The 21,112-nt window shown below is 72.0% G+C and carries 18 protein-coding genes and 1 pseudogene; 9 read left to right on the forward strand and 10 right to left on the reverse strand.

Annotated elements, in window-relative coordinates:
* Positions 1–123 precede the first annotated feature (123 nt).
* Positions 124–5,115: an ATP-dependent helicase gene (locus ACWC2T_RS30365; RefSeq protein ID WP_450673540.1), complete on the reverse strand. Its 4,992-nt coding sequence runs from the start codon at positions 5,113–5,115 to the stop codon at positions 124–126.
* A gap of 107 nt (positions 5,116–5,222) precedes the next feature.
* On the opposite strand from ACWC2T_RS30365, the gene ACWC2T_RS30370 reads away from it, so the two are divergent.
* Genes ACWC2T_RS30370 through ACWC2T_RS30380 form a run of 3 tightly spaced genes read left to right on the forward strand, consistent with a single transcriptional unit; the run spans position 5,223 to position 7,349 of the window.
* Entirely contained in the window at positions 5,223–6,149 is a 927-nt protein-coding gene (locus tag ACWC2T_RS30370) for an AraC family transcriptional regulator (protein WP_450673541.1), read from the forward strand.
* Positions 6,150–6,171: 22 nt separating this feature from the next.
* Complete coding sequence (locus tag ACWC2T_RS30375) at positions 6,172–7,044, forward strand: AzlC family ABC transporter permease (RefSeq protein ID WP_450673542.1); 873 nt, start codon at positions 6,172–6,174, stop codon at positions 7,042–7,044.
* On the forward strand, positions 7,041–7,349 hold the full coding sequence (locus tag ACWC2T_RS30380; RefSeq protein ID WP_450673543.1) for an AzlD domain-containing protein: 309 nt from the start codon (positions 7,041–7,043) through the stop codon (positions 7,347–7,349). The genes ACWC2T_RS30375 and ACWC2T_RS30380 overlap by 4 nt, the downstream gene beginning before the upstream one ends.
* A gap of 98 nt (positions 7,350–7,447) precedes the next feature.
* Here ACWC2T_RS30380 and ACWC2T_RS30385 read toward each other — a convergent pair whose 3' ends face one another.
* On the reverse strand, positions 7,448–8,392 hold the full coding sequence (locus ACWC2T_RS30385) for a hypothetical protein (RefSeq protein WP_450673544.1): 945 nt from the start codon (positions 8,390–8,392) through the stop codon (positions 7,448–7,450).
* Positions 8,393–8,472: 80 nt separating this feature from the next.
* On the opposite strand from ACWC2T_RS30385, the gene ACWC2T_RS30390 reads away from it, so the two are divergent.
* From ACWC2T_RS30390 to recX, 4 genes and pseudogenes are all read left to right on the forward strand, one after another.
* Positions 8,473–8,667 (forward strand): DUF3046 domain-containing protein, encoded by a 195-nt coding sequence (locus ACWC2T_RS30390; RefSeq protein WP_388763542.1) that lies wholly within the window; start codon positions 8,473–8,475, stop codon positions 8,665–8,667.
* Positions 8,668–8,792: 125 nt separating this feature from the next.
* A pseudogene (locus ACWC2T_RS30395) lies at positions 8,793–9,930 on the forward strand (AI-2E family transporter).
* 271 nt (positions 9,931–10,201) lie between these two features.
* Positions 10,202–11,329 carry a recombinase RecA gene (gene recA, locus ACWC2T_RS30400; protein ID WP_351209042.1) on the forward strand — a complete coding sequence of 376 codons (1,128 nt, stop codon included), beginning with the start codon at positions 10,202–10,204 and terminating at the stop codon, positions 11,327–11,329.
* A gap of 3 nt (positions 11,330–11,332) precedes the next feature.
* Positions 11,333–12,202 carry a recombination regulator RecX gene (recX, locus tag ACWC2T_RS30405; protein ID WP_450673545.1) on the forward strand — a complete coding sequence of 290 codons (870 nt, stop codon included), beginning with the start codon at positions 11,333–11,335 and terminating at the stop codon, positions 12,200–12,202.
* Positions 12,203–12,320: 118 nt separating this feature from the next.
* Here recX and ACWC2T_RS30410 read toward each other — a convergent pair whose 3' ends face one another.
* From ACWC2T_RS30410 to ACWC2T_RS30445, 8 genes are all read right to left on the reverse strand, one after another.
* Positions 12,321–12,740, reverse strand: coding sequence for a rhodanese-like domain-containing protein (locus tag ACWC2T_RS30410; RefSeq protein WP_450673590.1), 420 nt, complete (start codon positions 12,738–12,740; stop codon positions 12,321–12,323).
* Positions 12,731–13,264 carry a cysteine dioxygenase gene (locus ACWC2T_RS30415; protein ID WP_450673546.1) on the reverse strand — a complete coding sequence of 178 codons (534 nt, stop codon included), beginning with the start codon at positions 13,262–13,264 and terminating at the stop codon, positions 12,731–12,733. The genes ACWC2T_RS30410 and ACWC2T_RS30415 overlap by 10 nt, the downstream gene beginning before the upstream one ends.
* Before the next feature lie 68 nt (positions 13,265–13,332).
* On the reverse strand, positions 13,333–13,419 hold the full coding sequence (locus ACWC2T_RS30420; RefSeq protein ID WP_313960178.1) for a putative leader peptide: 87 nt from the start codon (positions 13,417–13,419) through the stop codon (positions 13,333–13,335).
* Between the two features lie 76 nt (positions 13,420–13,495).
* On the reverse strand, positions 13,496–15,100 hold the full coding sequence (locus ACWC2T_RS30425) for an FAD-dependent monooxygenase (protein WP_450673547.1): 1,605 nt from the start codon (positions 15,098–15,100) through the stop codon (positions 13,496–13,498).
* Between the two features lie 176 nt (positions 15,101–15,276).
* Positions 15,277–16,236: an amino acid ABC transporter permease gene (locus ACWC2T_RS30430; protein WP_450673548.1), complete on the reverse strand. Its 960-nt coding sequence runs from the start codon at positions 16,234–16,236 to the stop codon at positions 15,277–15,279.
* Positions 16,233–16,898, reverse strand: a complete 666-nt coding sequence (locus tag ACWC2T_RS30435; protein ID WP_450673549.1) for an amino acid ABC transporter permease — start codon at positions 16,896–16,898, stop codon at positions 16,233–16,235. The genes ACWC2T_RS30430 and ACWC2T_RS30435 overlap by 4 nt, the downstream gene beginning before the upstream one ends.
* A gap of 77 nt (positions 16,899–16,975) precedes the next feature.
* Positions 16,976–17,812 carry a glutamate ABC transporter substrate-binding protein gene (locus ACWC2T_RS30440; protein WP_450673550.1) on the reverse strand — a complete coding sequence of 279 codons (837 nt, stop codon included), beginning with the start codon at positions 17,810–17,812 and terminating at the stop codon, positions 16,976–16,978.
* A gap of 101 nt (positions 17,813–17,913) precedes the next feature.
* Positions 17,914–18,693, reverse strand: a complete 780-nt coding sequence (locus tag ACWC2T_RS30445; RefSeq protein ID WP_450673551.1) for an amino acid ABC transporter ATP-binding protein — start codon at positions 18,691–18,693, stop codon at positions 17,914–17,916.
* A 291-nt stretch (positions 18,694–18,984) separates the two neighbouring features.
* On the opposite strand from ACWC2T_RS30445, the gene ACWC2T_RS30450 reads away from it, so the two are divergent.
* On the forward strand, positions 18,985–19,671 hold the full coding sequence (locus tag ACWC2T_RS30450; protein ID WP_450673552.1) for a response regulator transcription factor: 687 nt from the start codon (positions 18,985–18,987) through the stop codon (positions 19,669–19,671).
* Positions 19,672–19,680: 9 nt separating this feature from the next.
* A complete protein-coding gene (locus ACWC2T_RS30455) occupies positions 19,681–21,084 on the forward strand; it encodes a sensor histidine kinase (protein ID WP_450673553.1) in 1,404 nt (467 codons plus the stop codon).
* Positions 21,085–21,112: the final 28 nt, after the last annotated feature.

The following is a 21,112-nucleotide window of genomic DNA, read 5'->3' on the forward strand; positions in this document are numbered from 1 at the left end:
TGCCACGGCCGGACGAGGCGGGCATGCGGCCACCTCGGCGTGGGCGCGACCCGTCACGACGGCGCCGCGGACGAAAGACGGCATATCGCGGCACCTCCAAACTCCGCGGCACCCGGCGGAGCGTCACGCTCTCAGCCGCAGCCCGCGTGGCGTGGCCACGAAGCCCGCTGCTTCGAAAAGGGTGCCCATGGGCGAGGTCAGGGCCTGGGCGCCGTTGATCCGCTCGACCGTGACCGTGCCGAGGGAGCCCGCGCGGGCGGCCGCGGCCAGGGCTTCCGCGGCCGTACGCAGACGCGGGTCGTCCGGGGGCGAAGTGTCCGGGCCCGCGGGCCAGGCCAGCAGGGTCTTGCCGCCGCGCTCCATGTACAGCGTCAGCTCGCCCTCCACCAGGACGACCAGCGAGCCCGCCTTGCGGCCCGGCTTGTGCCCGGCCTCGGTCGGTGGGTCGGGCCAGGACAGGGCCGCGCCGTACGCGTTGGCGGGATCGGCCGCGGCGAGGACCACGGCACGCGGGTCGGGTGAGGCCGCGCTCGTACGACCGCTGCCGTACCCCCCGCGCGCCGGTGAGCCGTAGGCGCCGGCTCCGCTTCCTCGGGGGCCGCCGTAGCCGGGGGAGGCGAAGGGGTCGGGGAGGTCGCGGGGCGAGACGTAGTCGCCGGGGGCGGGTGGGGGGTCCGCCGGTGGCCAGGTGAAGTCGCCATCGAGGCCGGGATGGGCGAAACCGGCGTCCGACCCTTCGAAGGCGCCGGGGAGGGGGTGTGCGTGGGGTGCGCCGTTGCCTGCGCCGAAGTCGTCCGGGAACGCCGGTGCGGCAAAGCCGTTCGAGACACCCGGGAAACCGCTTCGGGGGTCCGCGGCGCTCAGGCTGTCGCCCCGTTCGCGGGCGTTGGCCACCGCGCGGAGCCGGTCCACCGCGCCGTCCATGGCGAACTGGGCCGCGCCCAGGCCCTCGACCACATAGCCGCGCCGCGCCTGGCCGCTGTCCTCGAACGCGGACAGCACCCGGTACACCGCCGAGAAGCCGCCCTCGATCCCCTCCGCCGCGACCGCCCCGCGGGTGACCACGCCGTGCCGGTCCAGCAGGGTGCGGGCCAGCGCGTGGGCGCGCACAGTGGCGTCCGGCTCCGCTGTCGGGAGCAGTGACCAGCGGCCGGCCACCGTCGGCGGGCCTGTCCGGGACGCGGTGCGGGCGGCGGCCGTCAGGGAGCCGTAGCGCCCGCGCGGGACGGCGCGCTTGGCACGGTGGGCGGTCGAGCCCGCCGTACGGCCCGAGCCCAGCAGGGAGCGCATCGGTGCGAGGGTGTCGTTGGTCAGCCGGCCCGACCAGGCCAGGTCCCAGAGGGCGTCGGCGAGTTGGGGGTCGGTCGCGTCGGGATGGGTGGTGGCACGGACCTGATCGGCGATCTGGCGGAAGAACAGGCCATAGCCGCCGGAGAGCGCGTCCAGCACGGACTGGTGGAGCGCGGTGAGCTCCAGGGGGTGGGGCGTCGGCAGCAGCAGGGGGGCCGCGTCCGCCAGATAGAGGGAGACCCAGCCGTCCTTGCCGGGCAGGGCACCCGCGCCGGCCCACACCACTTCGCCGGCGGCGGTGAGCTCGTCGAGCATCGAGGGCGAATAGTTCGCCACGCGGGAGGGCAGGACCAGCTTCTCCAGCGCGGAGGCGGGCACGGAGGCGCCCTGCAACTGCTCGACGGCGCGCACCAGTCCGTCGATGCCGCGCAGGCCATGCCCCTTGCCGATGTGCTGCCACTGCGGCAGGAACTGGGCGAGCGCGGCCGGTGGCGCGGGCTCCAGCTCATGGCGCAGGGCCGCCAGGGAGCGGCGGCGCAGGCGGCGCAGTACGGCCGCGTCGCACCACTCCTGACCGATGCCGGCCGGGTGGAACTCGCCCTGGACGACCCGGCCGTTCGCGGCGAGCCGCTGCAGGGCGCCCTCGGTGACCGCCACGCCCAGGCCGAAGCGGGCCGCGGCCGTGGCCGAGGTGAACGGGCCGTGCGTGCGGGCGTACCGGGCGAGGAGATCGCCCAGGGGATCCTTGACCGGCTCGGTGAACGCCTCGGGCACACCGACCGGCAGCGCCGTTCCGAGCGCGTCGCGCAGCCGGCCCGCGTCCTCGACCGCCGCCCAGTGGTCGGCGCCGGCGATCCGGACCTTGATGGCCCGGCGGGCGCCGGCCAGCGCGCGCGCCCACTGCGGATCCGCGCCCCGCGCGACCAGCTCGCCGTCGGTCAGCGGGCCGAGCAGCCGCAGCACATCGGCCACGCCCTCCACGTCCTTGACCCGGCGGTCCTCGGTGAGCCACTGCAGCTCGCGCTCCAGCTCGGTCAGCACCTCGGCGTCGAGCAGTTCGCGCAGCTCCGCCTGGCCCAGCAGCTCGGCCAGCAGCCGGGAGTCCAGGGACAGCGCGGCGGCGCGGCGCTCGGCGAGGGGGGAGTCGCCCTCGTACAGGAACTGGGCGACGTACCCGAACAGCAGCGAGCGGGCGAACGGGGACGGCTCCGGGGTGGTGACCTCGACCAGGCGCACCCTGCGGGACTCGATGTCGCCCATCAGCTCGACGAGCCCGGGGACGTCGAAGACGTCCTGCAGGCACTCGCGGACGGCCTCCAGGACGATCGGGAACGAGCCGAACTCGCTCGCCACCTGGAGCAGTTGGGCGGCGCGCTGACGCTGCTGCCACAGCGGGGTGCGCTTGCCGGGGTTGCGGCGCGGCAGCAGCAGCGCGCGGGCGGCGCACTCGCGGAACCGGGAGGCGAACAGGGCGGAGCCACCGACCTGGTCGGTGACGATCTGGTCGACCTCGCCCTTGTCGAAGGCCACGTCCGCGGCGCCGACGGGCGCCTGGTCGCTGTCGTACTCCGTGCCGGCCTTCATCGGTGCCTGGTCGAGCAGGTCCAGGCCCATCAGGTCGGCGTCGGGCAGGCGCAGCACGATGCCGTCATCGGCATGCATGACCTGCGCGTCCATGCCGTACCGCTCGGACAGACGGGCACCGAGCGCCAGGGCCCAGGGGGCATGCACCTGGGCGCCGAAGGGGGAGTGGACGACGACCCGCCAGTCGCCGAGCTCGTCGCGGAACCGCTCCACGACGATCGTGCGGTCGTCCGGGACGTGGCCGCAGGCCTCGCGCTGCTCGTCCAGGTACGACAGCACGTTGTCCGCCGCCCAGGCGTCGAGGCCGGCCGCCAGCAGTCGAAGCCGGGCGTCGTCCCTGGCCAGCGCGCCGACCTCGCGCAGGAACGAGCCCACCGCGCGGCCCAGTTCGAGGGGGCGGCCCAGCTGGTCGCCCTTCCAGAACGGCAGTCGGCCCGGCACGCCGGGCGCGGGGGAGACCAGGACCCGGTCGCGGGTGATGTCCTCGATGCGCCAGGAACTCGTGCCCAGCGTGAAGACGTCCCCGACCCGGGACTCGTAGACCATCTCCTCGTCGAGCTCGCCGACCCGGCCGCCGCCCTTCTTGGGGTCGGCGCCGGCGAGGAAGACCCCGAACAGGCCGCGGTCGGGGATCGTGCCGCCGGAGGTGACGGCGAGGCGCTGAGCGCCCGGGCGGCCGGTGATCTCGCCGGTCACGCGGTCCCACACCACGCGCGGGCGCAGCTCCGCGAACGCGTCGGACGGATAGCGGCCCGCGAGCATGTCGAGGACCGCCGTGAACGCCGACTCGGGCAGCGACGCGAAGGGCGCCGCACGGCGGACCACGGCGAGCAGGTCGTCGAACTGCCAGGTGTCCAGCGCCGTCATCGCGACCAGTTGCTGCGCGAGCACGTCCAGCGGGTTCGCGGGCACCTTCAGCGACTCGATCGAGCCGGAGCGCATCCGCTCGGTGACCACGGCCGCCTGGACGAGGTCGCCGCGGTACTTGGGGAAGACGACACCGGTGGAGACGGCGCCCACCTGGTGTCCCGCGCGGCCGACGCGCTGCAGGCCGGAGGCGACCGAGGGCGGGGACTCGACCTGCACGACCAGGTCGACGGCGCCCATGTCGATGCCCAGCTCCAGGCTGGACGTGGCGACCACGGCGGGCAGGCGGCCCGCCTTCAGGTCCTCCTCGACCAGGGCGCGCTGCTCCTTGGAGACCGAGCCGTGGTGCGCGCGGGCGATCACCGGGGGCGCGCCCTGGGCCGCGCCCGAGCCGCCCATCAGCTGGGCCGGGGCGTGGTGCTCGTCCAGGGTCTCACCGGTCGCCCGCTCGTAGGCGATCTCGTTGAGCCGGTTGCACAGCCGCTCGGCGAGGCGCCGGGAGTTGGCGAACACGATCGTGGAGCGGTGGGACTGCACCAGGTCGGCGATCCGCTCCTCCACATGCGGCCAGATCGACGGCCGCTCCGCGCCCTCGCCCGCGTCCGCAGCCGGGGAGCCGCCCAGCTCGCCCATGTCCTCGACCGGGACGACCACGGACAGGTCGAACTCCTTGCCGGACTCCGGCTGGACGATCTCCACCTTGCGGCGCGGCGAGAGATACCGGGCCACCTCGTCCACCGGGCGGACGGTCGCCGACAGGCCGATCCGGCGGGCCGGCTTCGGCAGCAGCTCGTCCAGCCGCTCCAGGGAGAGCGCGAGATGGGCGCCGCGCTTGGTGCCCGCGACCGCGTGCACCTCGTCCAGGATCACCGTCTCCACGCCCGTCAGCGCCTCGCGCGTGGCCGAGGTCAGCATCAGGAACAGCGACTCGGGGGTGGTGATCAGGATGTCCGGCGGGCGCGTGGACAGGGCGCGCCGCTCGGCGGCCGGGGTGTCGCCGGAGCGGATGCCGACCCGGACCTCGGGCTCGGGCAGGCCCAGGCGCACGGACTCCTGGCGGATGCCGGTCAGCGGGCTGCGGAGATTGCGTTCGACGTCCACCGCGAGGGCCTTCAGCGGGGAGACGTAGAGCACCCGGCAGCGTTTCTTCGGGTCGGCCGGGGGCGGAGTCGAGGCCAGCTGGTCCAGGGCGGCGAGGAACGCGGCCAGCGTCTTGCCCGAGCCGGTCGGGGCCACCACCAGCACGTCCGAGCCCGCACCGATGGCCTGCCACGCGCCGGCCTGGGCCGCGGTGGGCGCGGAGAACGCCCCCGTGAACCAGCCGCGGGTCGCGGGTGAGAAGCCGTCGAGGGCTCGGTGTGCGGAGCTGACCATGCGTCCATCCTGCACCCGGCCACTGACAATCGCGCTGACCTGCGCAAACGCCGTGCGCAGGAGAGTGGGCGGGGCCGGTCGCGGGCAGCGGGGCGGAGAATGGGCGTATGGCGGGTGCGGCTCGACGGAGCGAGGAACGGACGGACGGGACGACGGGGGCTCGTCGGCCGGTGGAGCGTGCGCGGCACTGGCGGTACCACGATCTGCCGGGCGTCGATCTGCTGCGGGCCCGGTACATCCGCAAGACCTTCGTCCGGCACACCCACGAGCACTTCGTGATCGCGGCCATAGCCGACGGCGTGGACGTCTTCCAGCACCGTGGCACCGACGTGTCCGCGGGCGCGGGAGCCCTCGCTCTGGTCAACCCGGACACCGCGCACACCGGCCGCGCAGGCGTCCCGGAAGGCTGGCGGTACGGCGCGGTCTACCCCTCACCCGAGGTGGTCGCCGCGATCGCGGCCGAGACCACCACCATCCGGGGCACGCCGGGTTTCGTCAGCCCCGTCCTCCACGACCCCCACACGGTCGGCCTGGTCCACCAGCTGCTGCGCGCCGCCGACGAGGGCAACGCGCTGGCCGCCGACACCCTGCTGCGGGTGGCCGTGACCAGGCTGCTCCGGCTGAACGGCGGACCGATGCCGCAGCGGCCGGTCCGCACGGCCGGAGCCTGTATCGCGGCACGCGCGCGTGCCGTGCTGGACGAGCGGATGGCCGAGCCGCCGACCCTGGAACGGCTGGCCACCGACCTCGGCACCAGCCCGTTCGCCCTCCTGCGGGCGTTCCGTGACGCCTACGGCATGCCGCCGCACGCCTGGCTGACCGACGCCCGCGTGCGCCGGGCGCGGCTCCTGCTGGACGCGGGCTCGCCCCCCGCCGAGGCGGCCACGGCCGTCGGCTTCACCGACCAGCCGCACCTCAACCGGCACTTCACCCGGATCGTCGGCGTGCCGCCGGGGGCCTACCAGCGCGAGCGCAGGAACGCGGACGGGCCGAGGAGCATGCGCGGGCGCAAGAACGTACAAGACCCGGGGTGAGGGACGTCCGTACCGTCGGGGCGTGACACAGCAGACAGCACGCGTGGACATGACCGCCGACGGCGCGGACAAGCCCGACCGGGCCGTCGTACGGGACGCCCTCGGGGTCGGCGTCGCCGTGGGTCTGTCCGGATTCGCCTTCGGGGTGACCTCGGCCGGCAGCGGGCTCGGGCTGCTCCAGACCTGTGCGCTCAGCCTCCTGGTCTTCACCGGCGCTTCCCAGTTCGCCCTGGTCGGAGCGCTCGCCGCCGGAGGCAATCCGTTCACGGCGGCTGCCGGCGCCTTCTTCCTCGGCGTGCGCAACGCCTTCTACGGGCTGCGCCTGTCGCACCTGCTCGCCCTCCCGCGCGCAGTACGGCCGTTCGCCGCCCAGTGGGTGATCGACGAGACGACGGCGGTCACCCTGGCCCAGCCGACCCGGCGCGCCCGGCGGATCGGCTTCACCGTCACCGGGCTCACGCTGTACGCGCTCTGGAACCTCACCACCCTGCTCGGCGCGCTCGGCGCCAAGGCCATCGGGGACACGCGCGCGTGGGGCCTCGACGCGGCCGGACCCGCCGTGTTCCTGGCACTCCTCGCGCCGATGCTGAGGACGACCACCGAGCGGGCGGTCGCAGGCCTGGCGGTCCTGCTGGGCCTCGGCCTGCTGCCCGTGCTGCCGGCCGGCGTTCCGGTCCTGGTGGCGGCCCTGGCGGCGCCGATCGCGCTCGTCGCCGAGGGCCGCCGCGAAGGGCATGGCCGACCAGGGGTACGACGCGGGCCGGGTCGGACGGGTGGACCGGCTGGACCCACCGCATCGGACGGAGTGGCCCGGGTGGACCGGATTGACCAGCTTGACCGGATCAATGAAGTGAACGGACCGGACGGCGGCGCCGTGGCGGAGGAGGACCGGTGAACACCTGGACAGCGATCGGCCTGACCGCTCTCGGCTGCTACGCCGTCAAGCTCGCCGGGCTGCTGGTGCCCGCGGCCGCCATGGAGCAGCCGTTCGTACGGCGGCTCGCCGCACTGCTGCCCGTCGCCCTCCTCGCCGCGCTCACGGCTCAGCAGACGTTCTCCGACGGACACACGCTCGTGCTGGACGCACGGGTCGCGGGGCTCGGTGCGGCCGCCGTGGCGCTGGTGCTGCGCGCGCCGTTCCTGCTGGTCGTCGGTGCGGCCGTGGTGGTGACGGCGGGCCTGCGGGCGCTTGGGGGATGACGCGGGAGCGACGCAGGACGGCGCGGCCCACACGCAGGGGGCTCCGCGCGTGGACCGGCCCGGCCCGGCTGCCGGTCGGGCGGCCGCACGGCACCGGCTCAGCCCACGAAACGGCCGTACGCCCGCAGGATGCGCAAGGCCTCGATCGTCACCAGGGGACGTGCCTCCAGTGCCGGGGCCGGTGCCCACTGGCGCCACCGGACCGGCCAGCCGCCGTCCTCCTGCTGCTCGGCGGCCAGGTGGTCCAGGGAGCGTGTCATCTCGTCGTCCGTGAACCACGCGCGCGCGAGCGACCCCGGAGACCTTGCGAAGTCGTGCGGGAAGTGGTGCTCGCCCGGCGCGTAGCCGGACGCGACCGGATACGCGTCGAGCCGGTCCGGGTCCAGAGCCGCGAGCCGTTGCTCGCGAACCAGGCGGCCGAGCCGGTCCGCGGCGGCCTCCGCGCGCGAACGGTCGGGAGCGGAGTCGAGGAAGGCCACGGCGGCCTCCACCTCGTACGGGTGGGACTTCTCCAGGGACTCCACGGCCTGCCAGCAGAAGTCGGTGGCCCGGAACAGCCAGGCGTGCCACACCTCGTTGCGGTGCAGCAGCCCCACCACCGGTCCCGTGGCGAGCAGCTCGCTGGGAGGGGCGTCGACGACCGGGACGAACGGCGCCACCGGATATCCGCGCTGGCTGGGATGGATCGCCGGCAGGGCGCCGTCCGCGGTGGAGACCGAGGTCAGATAGCGGCACACGCGCTCGACCCGCTGCCCGGCGCAGCGCCCGATGGCGTCCAGGACGCGCAGCGCATGAGCGGTGTGCAGGGGCTGGCTCACGGGGCCGCGCAGATCCGGCTCCAGCGCGTGCCCGTAGCCGCCGTCCTCGTTGCGGTAGGCGTCCAGCGCCGCTTCCACCGCGTCCGGGGTGCCGTGCAGGAAGTGGTACGCGAAGAGGCGCTGTTCCAGCACGCGCGCGGTGAGCCACACGAACTGCTCGGCGCGGAAGAGCGGGGAGCGCGCCGGGGGCGTGGAGGGGAGTGGGGAAGCTCCTGTTTCGGCCATGGGTCAGACCGTAGGACGGAAAGCGGTCTCGGCAAGCGCTCACGGCCGGGGCCCACCCTCAGGGGCGGGATACTGGAGTCATGCGGTTGACGGTCTTCTGGCAGCGGATGGCGGAACACTTCGGTCCGGGGTACGCCGACACCTTCGCGCGTGATCACGTCATGTCGGAGCTGGGCGGGCGCACGGTGCACGAGGCCCTGGACGCCGGCTGGGACGCGAAGGACGTGTGGCGCGTGGTCTGCGCGGTGATGAACGTGCCGGGCGAGCGGCACTGACCCGCCCGCCGGCCGGCTGCCCGAGACATTCCCACAGCGAGCCGCTGATCCGGGACGTGGCACCGACCGGCACGACACGGCCCGAGCGGCCCACGGCCCCCGACGCAGTCGCCGCGGGCGGCCGCATGCCGCGCTTGGCTGCCACGCGCCATGGTGCTCGCGCTCGCGCTGATCGCCGCGTTCCAGCTCGGCAGCTGGGCCTTCCACCAGCTGACCGGACTGTTGATCAACGTATTGATCGCGTTCTTCCTGGCCCTGGCGATCGAGCCCGCAGTGAGCCGGATGGCCGCCTGCGGCATGCGCCGGGGACTGGCCGCCTTCCTGGTCTTCCTCGGGTTGACGATCGCCGTCGCCGGGTTCGTCGCCCTGCTCGGCTCCATGCTGGCCGGCCAGATCATCAAGATGGTCGAGGGGTTCCCGCAATACCTTGACCCGCTCATCAACTGGATCAATGAGACCTTCCACACCGAGCTCCGGCGCGTGGACGTCCAGGAGGGCCTGCTCCACTCCGACTGGCTGCGCAGGTACGCGCAGACCAGCACCGCCGGTGTCCTCGATGTCTCCGCGCAGGTGCTCGGCGGGCTGTTCCAGCTGCTGACCGTGGGGCTGTTCTCCTTCTACTTCGCGGCCGACGGCCCCCGGCTGCGCCGCGCCCTGTGCTCCGTCCTGCCGCCCGCACGCCAGGCGGAGGTGCTGCGCGCCTGGGAGATCGCCGTCGACAAGACGGGCGGCTATCTCTACTCGCGCGGCCTGATGGCGCTCATCTCCGGCATCGCCCACTACATCCTGCTCCAGTCCCTCGGCGTGCCGTACGCGCCCGTGCTCGGTGTCTGGGTGGGCCTCGTCTCGCAGTTCATCCCGACCATCGGCACCTACCTCGCCGGCGCGCTGCCGATGCTGATCGCGTTCACCGTCAACCCCTGGTACGCGGTGTGGGTGCTGGTCTTCGTGGTCGTCTACCAGCAGTTCGAGAACTACATGCTCCAGCCCAAGCTGACCGCCAGGACGGTCGACATCCACCCCGCGGTCGCCTTCGGCTCGGTCATCGCCGGCACCGCGCTGCTGGGCGCCGTCGGCGCGCTGATCGCCATCCCGGCGGTGGCCACCCTCCAGGCCTTCCTGGGGGCGTATGTGAAGCGGTACGCCGTAACGGACGATCCCCGGGTGCACGGGCACCGCGGCCGGGGTCCGGGCAGTCCCGGGGTGCTGGCGCGCATACGCCGACCGCGGACCGGGCAGCCCCGGCCGGAGGAGTGGTCGTGAGCGTGACAGGCGGCCGGGAAGCGCCGGCGAAGAACTTCTTCCGGCCGAAGACACCTGCCCTGCACCGCCGGTAGGAGCGCTTGACACCAAAATCGAACATCCATTCTCATGGAGGCTCAGGCGAGGCTTTGGTCGGTGGATTTCGCCCCGTTTTGCGGGAAGAAGTCCCATGGTTATCCACAGGCTGGGCCTGCGTCGGGGCGCATTGTCAGTGGCAGGCGTTAGCGTCTTTGACGTGAAGCGATCGACTCAAGCAAACCGGGTGGAACCCATGGCAGGAACCGACCGCGAGAAGGCGCTCGACGCCGCGCTCGCGCAGATTGAACGGCAATTCGGCAAGGGCGCGGTCATGCGCATGGGCGAGCGGGCGAAGGAGCCCATCGAGGTCATCCCGACCGGGTCGACCGCGCTCGACGTCGCCCTCGGCGTCGGTGGCCTCCCGCGCGGCCGTGTCGTGGAGATCTACGGACCGGAGTCCTCCGGTAAGACGACCCTTACCCTGCACGCCGTGGCCAACGCACAGAAGGCCGGCGGCCAGGTCGCGTTCGTGGACGCGGAGCACGCTCTCGACCCCGAGTACGCGAAGAAGCTCGGCGTCGACATCGACAACCTGATCCTCTCCCAGCCCGACAACGGCGAGCAGGCCCTGGAGATCGTGGACATGCTGGTCCGCTCCGGCGCCCTCGATCTCATCGTCATCGACTCCGTCGCCGCGCTCGTCCCGCGCGCGGAGATCGAGGGCGAGATGGGCGACAGCCACGTCGGTCTCCAGGCTCGCCTGATGAGCCAGGCTCTGCGGAAGATCACCAGCGCGCTCAACCAGTCCAAGACCACCGCGATCTTCATCAACCAGCTGCGCGAGAAGATCGGCGTGATGTTCGGCTCCCCGGAGACCACGACCGGTGGCCGGGCGCTGAAGTTCTACGCCTCGGTGCGTATCGACATCCGCCGCATCGAGACCCTGAAGGACGGCACCGAGGCGGTCGGCAACCGCACCCGCTGCAAGGTCGTCAAGAACAAGGTCGCGCCGCCCTTCAAGCAGGCCGAGTTCGACATCCTCTACGGCCAGGGCATCAGCCGCGAGGGCGGCCTGATCGACATGGGCGTGGAGCACGGCTTCGTCCGCAAGGCCGGCGCCTGGTACACGTACGAGGGCGACCAGCTCGGCCAGGGCAAGGAGAACGCGCGCAACTTCCTCAAGGACAACCCCGACCTGGCCAACGAGATCGAGAAGAAGATCAAGGAGAAGCTGGGCGTCGGTGTCCGGCCGGAGGAGCCCGCCGCCGAGCCGGGCGGGGACGCGGCGGTCACCACCGCGGCCGCCGACGACGCCAAGACGGTGCCCGCCCCGGCAGCCGCCAAGGCCACCAAGCCCAAGGCCGCCGCAGCCAAGAGCTGACCCGTGACACGACGAACCGACTGGGCCGAGTACGAGTACGCCACCCCCGGTGCCCCACGGGGGAGGGGCACCGGGGGCCACCCGGACTCCGCCCCCGGCGGTGACGCCGGACACCCGGACGACGGTCACAAGGGTCACGACGGGCACGACGAGTACCGCGGCGCCGGTGGATACGGGGATGTCGGCGGCACCCATCCGGGGGGCACGGGCGACGAGCCGTACGGGGGCGGCTCGCCCAGCCGTGGCTCCCGCGGTGGTGTCGGCCCGCGGGGTGGCCGGGGGCGCGGCCGGCGGCGGCACGGCTTCGGGGACGTGCCCGGTGAGGACGAAGGCCCCCCTTCCTCGTCGAGGGCCGAGCGGGGGGAGTCTTCGGGGGACCCGGCTGAGCGGGCCCGGGCTGTCTGCCTGCGCCTGCTCACCGGGACCCCACGTACCCGCAAGCAACTCGCGGACGCCCTGCGCAAGCGGGAGATCCCCGAGGACGTGGCCGAGGAGGTGCTGTCACGGTTCGAGGAGGTCGGGCTGATCGACGACAGCGCGTTCGCGGACGCCTGGGTGGAGTCCCGGCACCACGGCCGGGGACTCGCGCGCCGGGCGCTCGCCCAGGAGCTGCGCACCAAGGGGGTCGACTCCGCGCTGATCGACGAGGCCGTCTCCCAGCTCGACTCCGAGCAGGAGGAGGCGACCGCCCGTGAGCTCGTGGCCCGCAAACTGCGCGCCACCCGTGGCCTCGACCGCGACAAGCGGCTCCGCCGCCTCGCCGGCATGCTCGCCCGCAAGGGCTACCACGAGGGCTTGGCCCTCCGCGTCGTCCGCCAGGCCCTGGAGGAAGAGGGCGAGGACACCGAGTTCCTTGGAGAAGGAGACCTCTGAGGTATTCGGACTCGGGGAGAGCGCCGGGTCGGGTGCGGAGAGGGCCGAGCGTCCCCGCCCTCATGCGGTGCCGGTGGCCTCGACCCTCGACCAGCAGGCATTGCGGAACCATTCCGGGTCAGGGCGTCGCCGTTTCCACCGGGAGGCCTTCCGTCCGCCAGGCCTGGAAGCCGCCCACGAGGTCCGTCGCCCGGTGCAGGCCCAGTTGGCGGAGGGAGACGACCGCGAGACTGGAGGCGTAGCCCTCGTTGCAGACCACCACGACGCGCAGGTCATGGCCGGTGGCCTCGGGGACGCGATGGCTGCCCTGGGGATCGAGGCGCCACTCCAGTTCGTTGCGCTCGATGACGAGTGCGCCGGGGATCAGCCCGTCCCGCTCGCGCAGGGCCGCATACCGGATGTCGACCAGAAGCGCCTCGCCCGTCCGCGCCGCCTCGTGCGCCTCCCGTGCCTCGATACGCCGGTAGCCCGCGCGCACCCGCTCCAGCAACTCGTCGATGCCGACCGGTACTTCACCGCCGGTGCCGCTCACTGCCAGTCCTCCGGGCGTTCGACCTGCTCCAGACGCAGGACCTGCCCGCTGCGGCTGTAGCGGCGGATGCGCGGCAGGGGCGGGTAATAGGCGTGCACCGAGATCGCGTGCTGGGTACGGGAGTCGTTGAGGACCTCGTGGACATGGTGACGGCCGAAGGAACGGCCCTCGCCGACGGACAGCCGGCGTTCGCGGTCCACGCCCTCGGCGAGTTCCAGGGTCTTCCAGCCGTCGGTCGGCAGCCGAGTGGCGAGCGAGTTCTCCTTGAGGACGCCCGAGGCGGTGAGAAACGCGCCGACCGAGTCGGCGTGGTCGTGCCAGCCGGTGCCGGTGCCGGGCGGCCAGCCGATGAGCCACGCCTCGCTGCCGCCCGGACCCTCCAGCCGCACCCAGGTGCGGCCCTCCGGGTCGAGCGGGAGGCAGGCGATCAGCTCGGCGTCGGCGGCCGTACGCCGCACGAAGTCGAGGAGGTCCGCCTGCGTGGGCGCCGAGCCGACGGCAGGGGACACGGGAACGGGGGAAACAGACACGTGCACCGTCCTGAGAAGGTTCGCGGAACGGGCGCGCCACGGCGCCCGGAAGGAAGAGGGATGCGAATTCAGCAGGACGGGCGACACACGCAGCCCGCATAGCGGACGAGGTCCATATGGACCCTCCGCCACAGGCGCACGCAGGTGTCGGTCATGGTCCGGAGTACAGCATGCCGGTGTACTTCGGTCAACTCACCGTCACCATGTGGACAGAGGGTGACGGCCCTCGGGTCAGCGGGCGCCGGCGGCCGCCTGTGCCTCCTCCTTGGCGGCGCCGCCCACCGTCGCCTCCGCCGCCGCGTACAGGTCGGCCGGGCGGACCCCGCTCAGCGCGGTGACCAGGTGGCCGTCCGGGCGCACGAGCAGCACGCTGTGCGCCGGCGCACCCGGGTAGCTCTCGGCGACCAGCAGCTCGGCGGGGTACGGCAGCGCGGTCACGGCCGCCGCGAGCCGGGGCATCACTCCGGCGGAGACCCAGTGCTTGCGGTCCCACACCCCCGTGCCGGGCGCGATCAGCACGACGAGGAGGGTGCCGCGGCCGAGCCGGTCGCGCAGTTGGACGAAGGAACCATCCTCCGCGGTGACCCGTACGTCGGTGACGGCCGCGCCGGGCGGGGTGCCGACCGGGATCTCGCCCTCCAGATTCTGGGGCGCCAGCGGCGAGTCGGAGTACGCCCCCGGCGCACCGAGCGGCCCGCGGCCGAGGTGACCGTCCGTGAGCAGCGCGTCGTGGCCGCGGGCCGCGCCGGGGACGATCTGGCGCAGTCCGCCGGTGCCGCGCAGCACCGGCAGCGCCTGGTCGGCGGCGCGCAGCCGGGCGGCGACCACCGCGCGCCGCTCGGTCTGGTAGCTGTCCAGCAGCGCCTCGTGCCGGCCGTGGTGCCAGGCCGGGGCCAGCTTCCAGGCGAGGTTGTCGGCGTCCCGGAGACCCTCGTCCAGCCCCTGGGTGCCGAGCGCGCCGAGCAGATGGGCCGCGTCCCCGGCGAGGAAGACCCGGCCGACGCGCCAGCGGCGGGCCAGCCGGTGGTGCACCGTGTGGACACCGGTGTCGAGCAGCTCGTACGCCGGTGTCGAGCCGTCCGTCCAGCCCGCGAGCGTCTCGCGGATCCGGGCCACCAGGATCTCGGGCGTGACCAGGTCCTTGCCCGGGGGCAGCAGCCAGTCCAGGCGCCACACGCCGTCCGGGAGGGGGCGGGCGGTCACCTCCCCGGCCGAGGACCCGGACTGCCGCCACGGCGGCGCCCGATGGAGCAACGTCCGGCCCTGCCACGGAAGTTCCACGCGCAGCGCGGCGACCGCGTGCCGCTCCACCGCCGTACGGCCGGGGAAGCGGATGTCCTGGAGTTTACGCACCGTGGAGCGCGGGCCGTCGCAGCCGACCAGGTAACTGCCGCGCCACCAGGTGCCGTTCGGGCCCCGGGTGTGCGCAGTGACGCCGGAACGCTCCTGCTCGATCGAGTCCAGACGGCTGTCCACGGCCACCTTCACCAGCGGCTCGTCGGCGATGGCCGCGCGCAGGGCCCCGGTGACGACGTGCTGGGCGATGTGCAGCGGAGCCGCGGGGTCCGCCTCCTCGAAGGTGATCTCGCTCATCACCTGCTTGCGCCTGAGGGACCGCCATCCGGCCCAGCGCACGCCCTGCTCACCGAGCGCCACACCGCTCAGCCGCTCCAGCAGGGCGGCTGTGTCCTCGCGCAGCACGACGGTGCGGGCCGGGCGGGGTTCGTCCTTGCCGGGACCCTCGTCCAGGACGACGGACGGCACCTCCTGGCGGGCCAGCGCGAGGGCGAGGGCAAGCCCGACGGGCCCCGCTCCGACGACGATCACCGGGTCCATGACGCGGCGCCCCCTGCCCGTGACGATGCCCTGACGGAGACAAGTGAACAGGAAGGGGGAGCGGGGTGCACGATCACAGAACGTATGCAACCCATTGGCAGAGTTTGCGTCAAGCGACCGGAGGCAGTGGCGATCAGGCCACTGCCTCCGAGTGTTTCATATCACCTGAATGAGCGTCAGTTCCCGTGCCCGCCGCCGTGGTGGCCGCCGCCCACGAAGGGACCGCTGAGGTCCGCGGCGCCGGCCGCGCCTCCGGCCCCGGTCGCCGCCGTACCCGCGATGTCCGTGACGTCCTGGGCGCCGAGCACCGCCCCGGTCGACTTCTTGCCGCGCCGCAGCCTGCCCTCCAGCCAGCTCGCGAACGAGGTCAGCGAGAAGTTGATGATCACGAAGATCACGGCCACCACGGTCAGCGAGGCGATCATGTTGCCGTAGTAGCCGGCCATCGTGTTGGCCGAGGCCATCAGTTCGGGGAAGGTGAGGACCGCGCCGCCGAGGGCGGTGTCCTTCACAATGACCACCAACTGGCTGACGATGGCCGGGAGCATGGCGGTGACCGACTGCGGCAGCAGGATGAGCCGCATCATCTGCCCCTTGCGCAGACCGATCGCCAGGGCCGCCTCGGACTGTCCCTTCGGCAGGGCGAGGATGCCCGCGCGGACGATCTCCGCGAGCACGGACGCGTTGTACAGCACCAGACCGGTGACAACCGCGTAGAACGGCCGGTCGTCCGAAGTGACGTCGGTGTACTGGGCGAAGAGCGCGAGCCCGAAGATCATCAGGACCAGGACGGGGATCGCGCGGAAGAACTCGACCACGATCGTGGCCGGGACCCGTACCCACAGGTGGTCCGAGAGCCGGGCGATACCGAGGACGGCACCGAGCGGAAGCGCGATGACCATCGCCAGGGCCGCCGCCTCCAGGGTCTTCTGCAGACCGGGCCAGATGTACGTCGAGTACGCCTCGGTGCCGCTGAAGAAGGGCTTCCACAGGGCCCAGGCCAGCTGCCCCTTGTCGTCGAACGACTTGTACACCCACCACGCGACGGCCGCGAGGGCGATCAGGAAGACCGCCGTGTACAGGATGTTGCGCCGCTTGGCGCGGGGCCCCTGGACGTCGTACAGGACCGAGCTCATCGCTTCACCGCCACCTTCTTGCCCACCCAGCCGAGGATCAGACCGGTCGGCAGGGTCAGGCAGACGAACCCGAGGGCGATGACCGCGGAGATCGCCAGCAGCTCCGCCTCGTTCTCGATCATCTTCTTCATCAGGAAGGCCGCCTCGGCCACGCCGATCGCGGCCGCGACCGTCGTGTTCTTCGTCAGCGCGATCAGTACGTTGGTCAGCGGACCGACGGCCGCGCGGAGGGCCTGCGGCAGCACGACCAGCCCCAGCACCTGGGGAAAGCTCAGCCCGATGGCCCGCGCCGCCTCCGCCTGGCCGACCGGCACGGTGTTGATGCCGGCCCGGATCGCCTCGCACACGAAAGCCGAGGTGTAGACGATCAGACCGAGCACGGCCAGCCGGAAGTTGATCGTGTCGAAGTCGCTTGCACCGAGGCTGATACCGAGCGTCTGGTTGAGGCCGAGGGAGGAGAAGAGGATGATCACCGTGAGCGGGATGTTCCGCACGATGTTCACGTAGGCGGTGCCGAAACCGCGCATCAGCGGTACCGGGCCCACCCGCATGGCGGCCAGCAGAGTGCCCCAGACCAGGGAGCCCACGGCCGACAGCAGCGTCAGCTGCACGGTCGTCCAGAAGGCGCCCAGCACGTCGTACTTGTCAAGAAAGTCGAACACGTTCTCCCGCGCTTCCGCGTGTAGGGATGCCCCGGTGCGCCGCCGTGTTCCAGGACGGCGCACCGGAGGGCGTTGCCTCAGCTCTTGATGTCGCCGATCTTCGGGGCGGGCTCGTTCTTGTAGTCGGCCGGGCCGAAGTTCTTCTTCACGGCCGCCTCCCAGGAACCGTCGGAGACCATCTCCTCAAGGGCCTTGTTGATCTTGGCCTTGAGGGCGCTGCCCTTCTTGACACCGATGCCGTAGTTCTCGTTGGTCATCTTGAAGCCGCCCAGCTTGAACTTGCCCTTGAACTGGGCCTGGGAGGCGTAGCCCGCGAGGATCGAGTCGTCCGTGGTGAGGGCGTCGATCGCGCCACTCTGCAGACCGCCCAGACAGGCCGAGTAGGTCGGGTACGTCACGAGGTTGGCCTTGGGAGCCAGCTTGTCGTGGACGTTCTGCGCCGAGGTCGAGCCGGCCACCGAGCAGAGCTTCTTGCCGTTCAGATCCGCCGGAGACTTGATCTTCGTGTCGTCCGCCCGCAGCAGCACGTCCTGGTGCGCCAGCAGGTACGGGCCGGCGAAGTCGACCTTCGCCTCACGCTTCGGCGTGATCGAGTACGTGGCGGCGATGAAGTCGACGTCACCGCGCTGCAGCATGGTCTCGCGGTCGGCGCTCTTCGACTCCTTCCACTCGATCTGGTCCGCGCTGTAGCCGAGCTTCTTGGCGACATAGGTGGCCACGTCCACGTCGAAGCCCGAGTAGCCCTGCGGGGTCTTCTGGCCGAGGCCCGGCTGGTCGAACTTGATGCCGATGGCGATCTTCTTGCCGCCACCGGAGGAGCCGTTGTCGTCCTTCTTGCCGCCACCGCACGCGGTGGCGCCCACGGCGAGCGCGAGTACGGCGGCCGAGGCGGCGGTGACCTTGCGGAGCTTCATGGTGAACATCCTTCTGAAAGGTGAGGAACGAGGTCCGTTGGAAAAGCCAACCCGCGGGTTGGAAAAGGCAACCCAGGGGCGCGGGGCGGGCCCCCGGGCCGTCAGTGGTGCAGGATCTTGGACAGGAAGTCCTTGGCCCGGTCGCTGCGCGGGTTGCTGAAGAACTGGTCGGGTGCAGCCTGTTCGACGATCCGGCCGTCGGCCATGAAGACCACACGGTTCGCAGCCGATCGAGCGAAGCCCATCTCGTGGGTGACGACGACCATCGTCATGCCGTCACGGGCGAGCTGCTGCATGACCTCGAGGACCTCGTTGATCATCTCGGGGTCGAGGGCGGAGGTCGGCTCGTCGAAGAGCATGACCTTCGGGCCCATCGCCAGGGCCCGCGCGATGGCGACGCGCTGCTGCTGGCCGCCGGACAGCTGCGCGGGGTACTTGTCGGCCTGGGTGCCCACGCCGACCCGGTCGAGCAGGGAGCGGGCCGTCTCCTCGGCCTGCTTCTTGTCCGCCTTGCGGACCTTGAGCTGGCCCAGCATCACGTTCTCGAGCACGGTCTTGTGCGCGAAGAGGTTGAAGGACTGGAAGACCATCCCGACGTCCGCCCGCAGCCGGGCCAGCTCCCTGCCCTCCTGGGGCAGAGGCTTGCCGTCGATGGTGATGGTGCCCGAGTCGATCGTCTCCAGGCGGTTGATGGTGCGGCACAGCGTCGACTTTCCGGACCCGGAGGGCCCGATGACCACGACGACCTCGCCGCGGGCGATCGTCAGGTCGATGTCCTGGAGCACGTGCAACGCGCCGAAGTGCTTGTTGACGCTCTTCAGGACGACCAGTTCGTCGGACGTGACCACAGTGTCTTCCTTGGTCACCGATACATTGGTCATCGCTCTCGGGCTCCGTCCTCCTCGGTTTCGGTGGACAGTAGTGAGGGGCTGTGACCTGCGTCATCACATCTGAGGGAGATCTGAGCATCACGATCGGATAGCAATCGGACACGTGTCGTAGCACTTGTCGCCCGTGTGCGTATCGGCCGGATAACGACAAGCGACGGGCAACCGGAACCCTCTTGACGCCGTCCTTGTACATCGGCGTCACTGCCATGGTGCACGCGCGCGTGAAGTTGCACGACGCGCGTGAACCCAGACCGTACGACCACTGAACCGGAGGGGGCCGGAATGAGACTGCTGCTCGTCGAGGACGACAACCACGTCGCCGCGGCCCTGTCCGCCGTACTCGCGCGACACGGTTTCGACGTCACTCACGCGCGCAGCGGCGAGGAGGCCCTGCAGGCGCTCGTCCCCGAGGGCAACGGCTTCGGGGTGGTCCTGCTCGACCTGGGCCTGCCCGACCAGGACGGCTACGAGGTCTGCGGCAAGATCCGCAAACGCACCAGCACCCCGGTGATCATGGTGACGGCCCGCTCGGACGTCCGCTCCCGCATCCACGGGCTCAACCTGGGCGCCGACGACTACGTGGTGAAGCCCTACGACACCGGGGAACTGCTCGCCCGTATCCACGCCGTCAGCCGGCGCACCGTCCACGAGGATCCGGCGGCCGTCGGCGAGAGCGCCCTGCATCTCGGTCCCGTACGCATCGAACTGCCCACCCGGCAGGTCACGGTGGACGGTTCGGTCGTCCAGCTGACCCGCAAGGAGTTCGATCTGCTCGCCCTGCTGGCGCAGCGCCCCGGCGTGGTGTTCCGGCGGGAGCAGATCATCAGCGAGGTCTGGCGCACCAGTTGGGAGGGCACCGGCCGCACCCTGGAGGTGCACGTCGCCTCCCTGCGCGCCAAACTGCGCATGCCCGCGCTCATCGAGACCGTACGCGGCGTCGGCTACCGGCTCGTCGCCCCGGCCGCCTAGCGGGGACGGGTGCGCGCACGTCTGCTGCCGCTGCTCATCATCCTGTTGGCGGCCGTCCTCCTCGCTCTCGGGCTTCCGCTCGCCATCAGCCTGGCCGCCGCACAGCAGCAGAAGGTCGTCGTCGACCGGATCGACGACACGGCACGCTTCGCGGCGCTCGCCCAGTTCGTCACCGACGGGCCCAGCGGATCGCCCCGCACCGGCACCGACGAGCGCCTGGAGGCCCTGCGCAGTGAACTCGGCAGCTACTACGGCGTCTACGGCATCCGCGCGGGCGTCTTCTACCGCAACGGCTCGGCGATGGCCAACGCCCCTGACGACTGGTCCGTACCGCGGACGGGGGAGGTGCGGGAGGCGTTCGAGGAGGCGCTGCTCAGCCGGCGCAGCCATGACCCGCGGCAGGTGTGGCCCTGGCAGCACAGCCGACTGGTCGTGGCCTCGCCGGTGATCCGGGACGGGGACGTCGTGGCGGTCGTGGTCACCGAGTCGCCCACCGGGCAGATGCGTTCGCGGACCCTCCGCGGCTGGCTGATCATCGGGGCCGGCGAGATCGCGGCGATGCTGCTGGCCGTGGGCGCGGCGCTGCGGCTGACCGGCTGGGTGCTCAGACCGGTACGGGTCCTGGACGCCACCACCCACGACATCGCCACCGGACGGCTGAAGTCGCGGGTCGCGGTCGGCGGCGGGCCGCCGGAACTCAGGCGGCTGGCCCGTTCGTTCAACGAGATGGCGGACAACGTCGAGGACGTGCTGGAGCAGCAGCGCGCCTTCGTCGCGGACGCCTCGCACCAGTTGCGCAACCCGCTCGCGGCGCTGCTGCTGCGCATCGAACTGCTCGCACTCGAACTGCCGGAGGACAACGAGGAGATCGCCTCGGTCCGCACCGAGGGAAAGCGCCTCGCACAGGTCCTGGACGACCTGCTCGACCTGGCGCTGGCCGAGCACGCCGAGGCGGACCTGACGCTGACCGACATCGGCGCCCTCACCCAGGAGCGGGTGGCCGCATGGTCTCCGGCCGCCGAGACCAAGGGCGTCCGGCTGACCGGGGACTGCCCGCCCACGACCGCCTGGGCGGACCCGATCGCCCTGTCCAGCGCCCTGGACGCGGTGATCGACAACGCCGTGAAGTTCAGCCCGGAGGGCGGCACGGTGGAGGTCACCGTCGCCGCCGACGGTGATCGGTCCACGGTCGTGGTCACCGACACCGGGCCCGGCCTCACCGACGAGGAACTCGCCCGCGTCGGCGACCGGTTCTGGCGCAGCGGCCGCCACCAGAACATCAAGGGCTCGGGCCTCGGCCTGTCCATCGTGCGTGCGTTGCTCACGCCGTGCGGCGGCTCGATCGACTACGCCCACCATGAGCCCCGGGGGTTGCGGGTGACGGTCACGGTGCCCAGGCACGCGGAGCCGTGACGGGGCTGAGCGGGGCTCGGTCCCGAGC

This window comes from Streptomyces sp. NPDC001393, assembly GCF_053597455.1.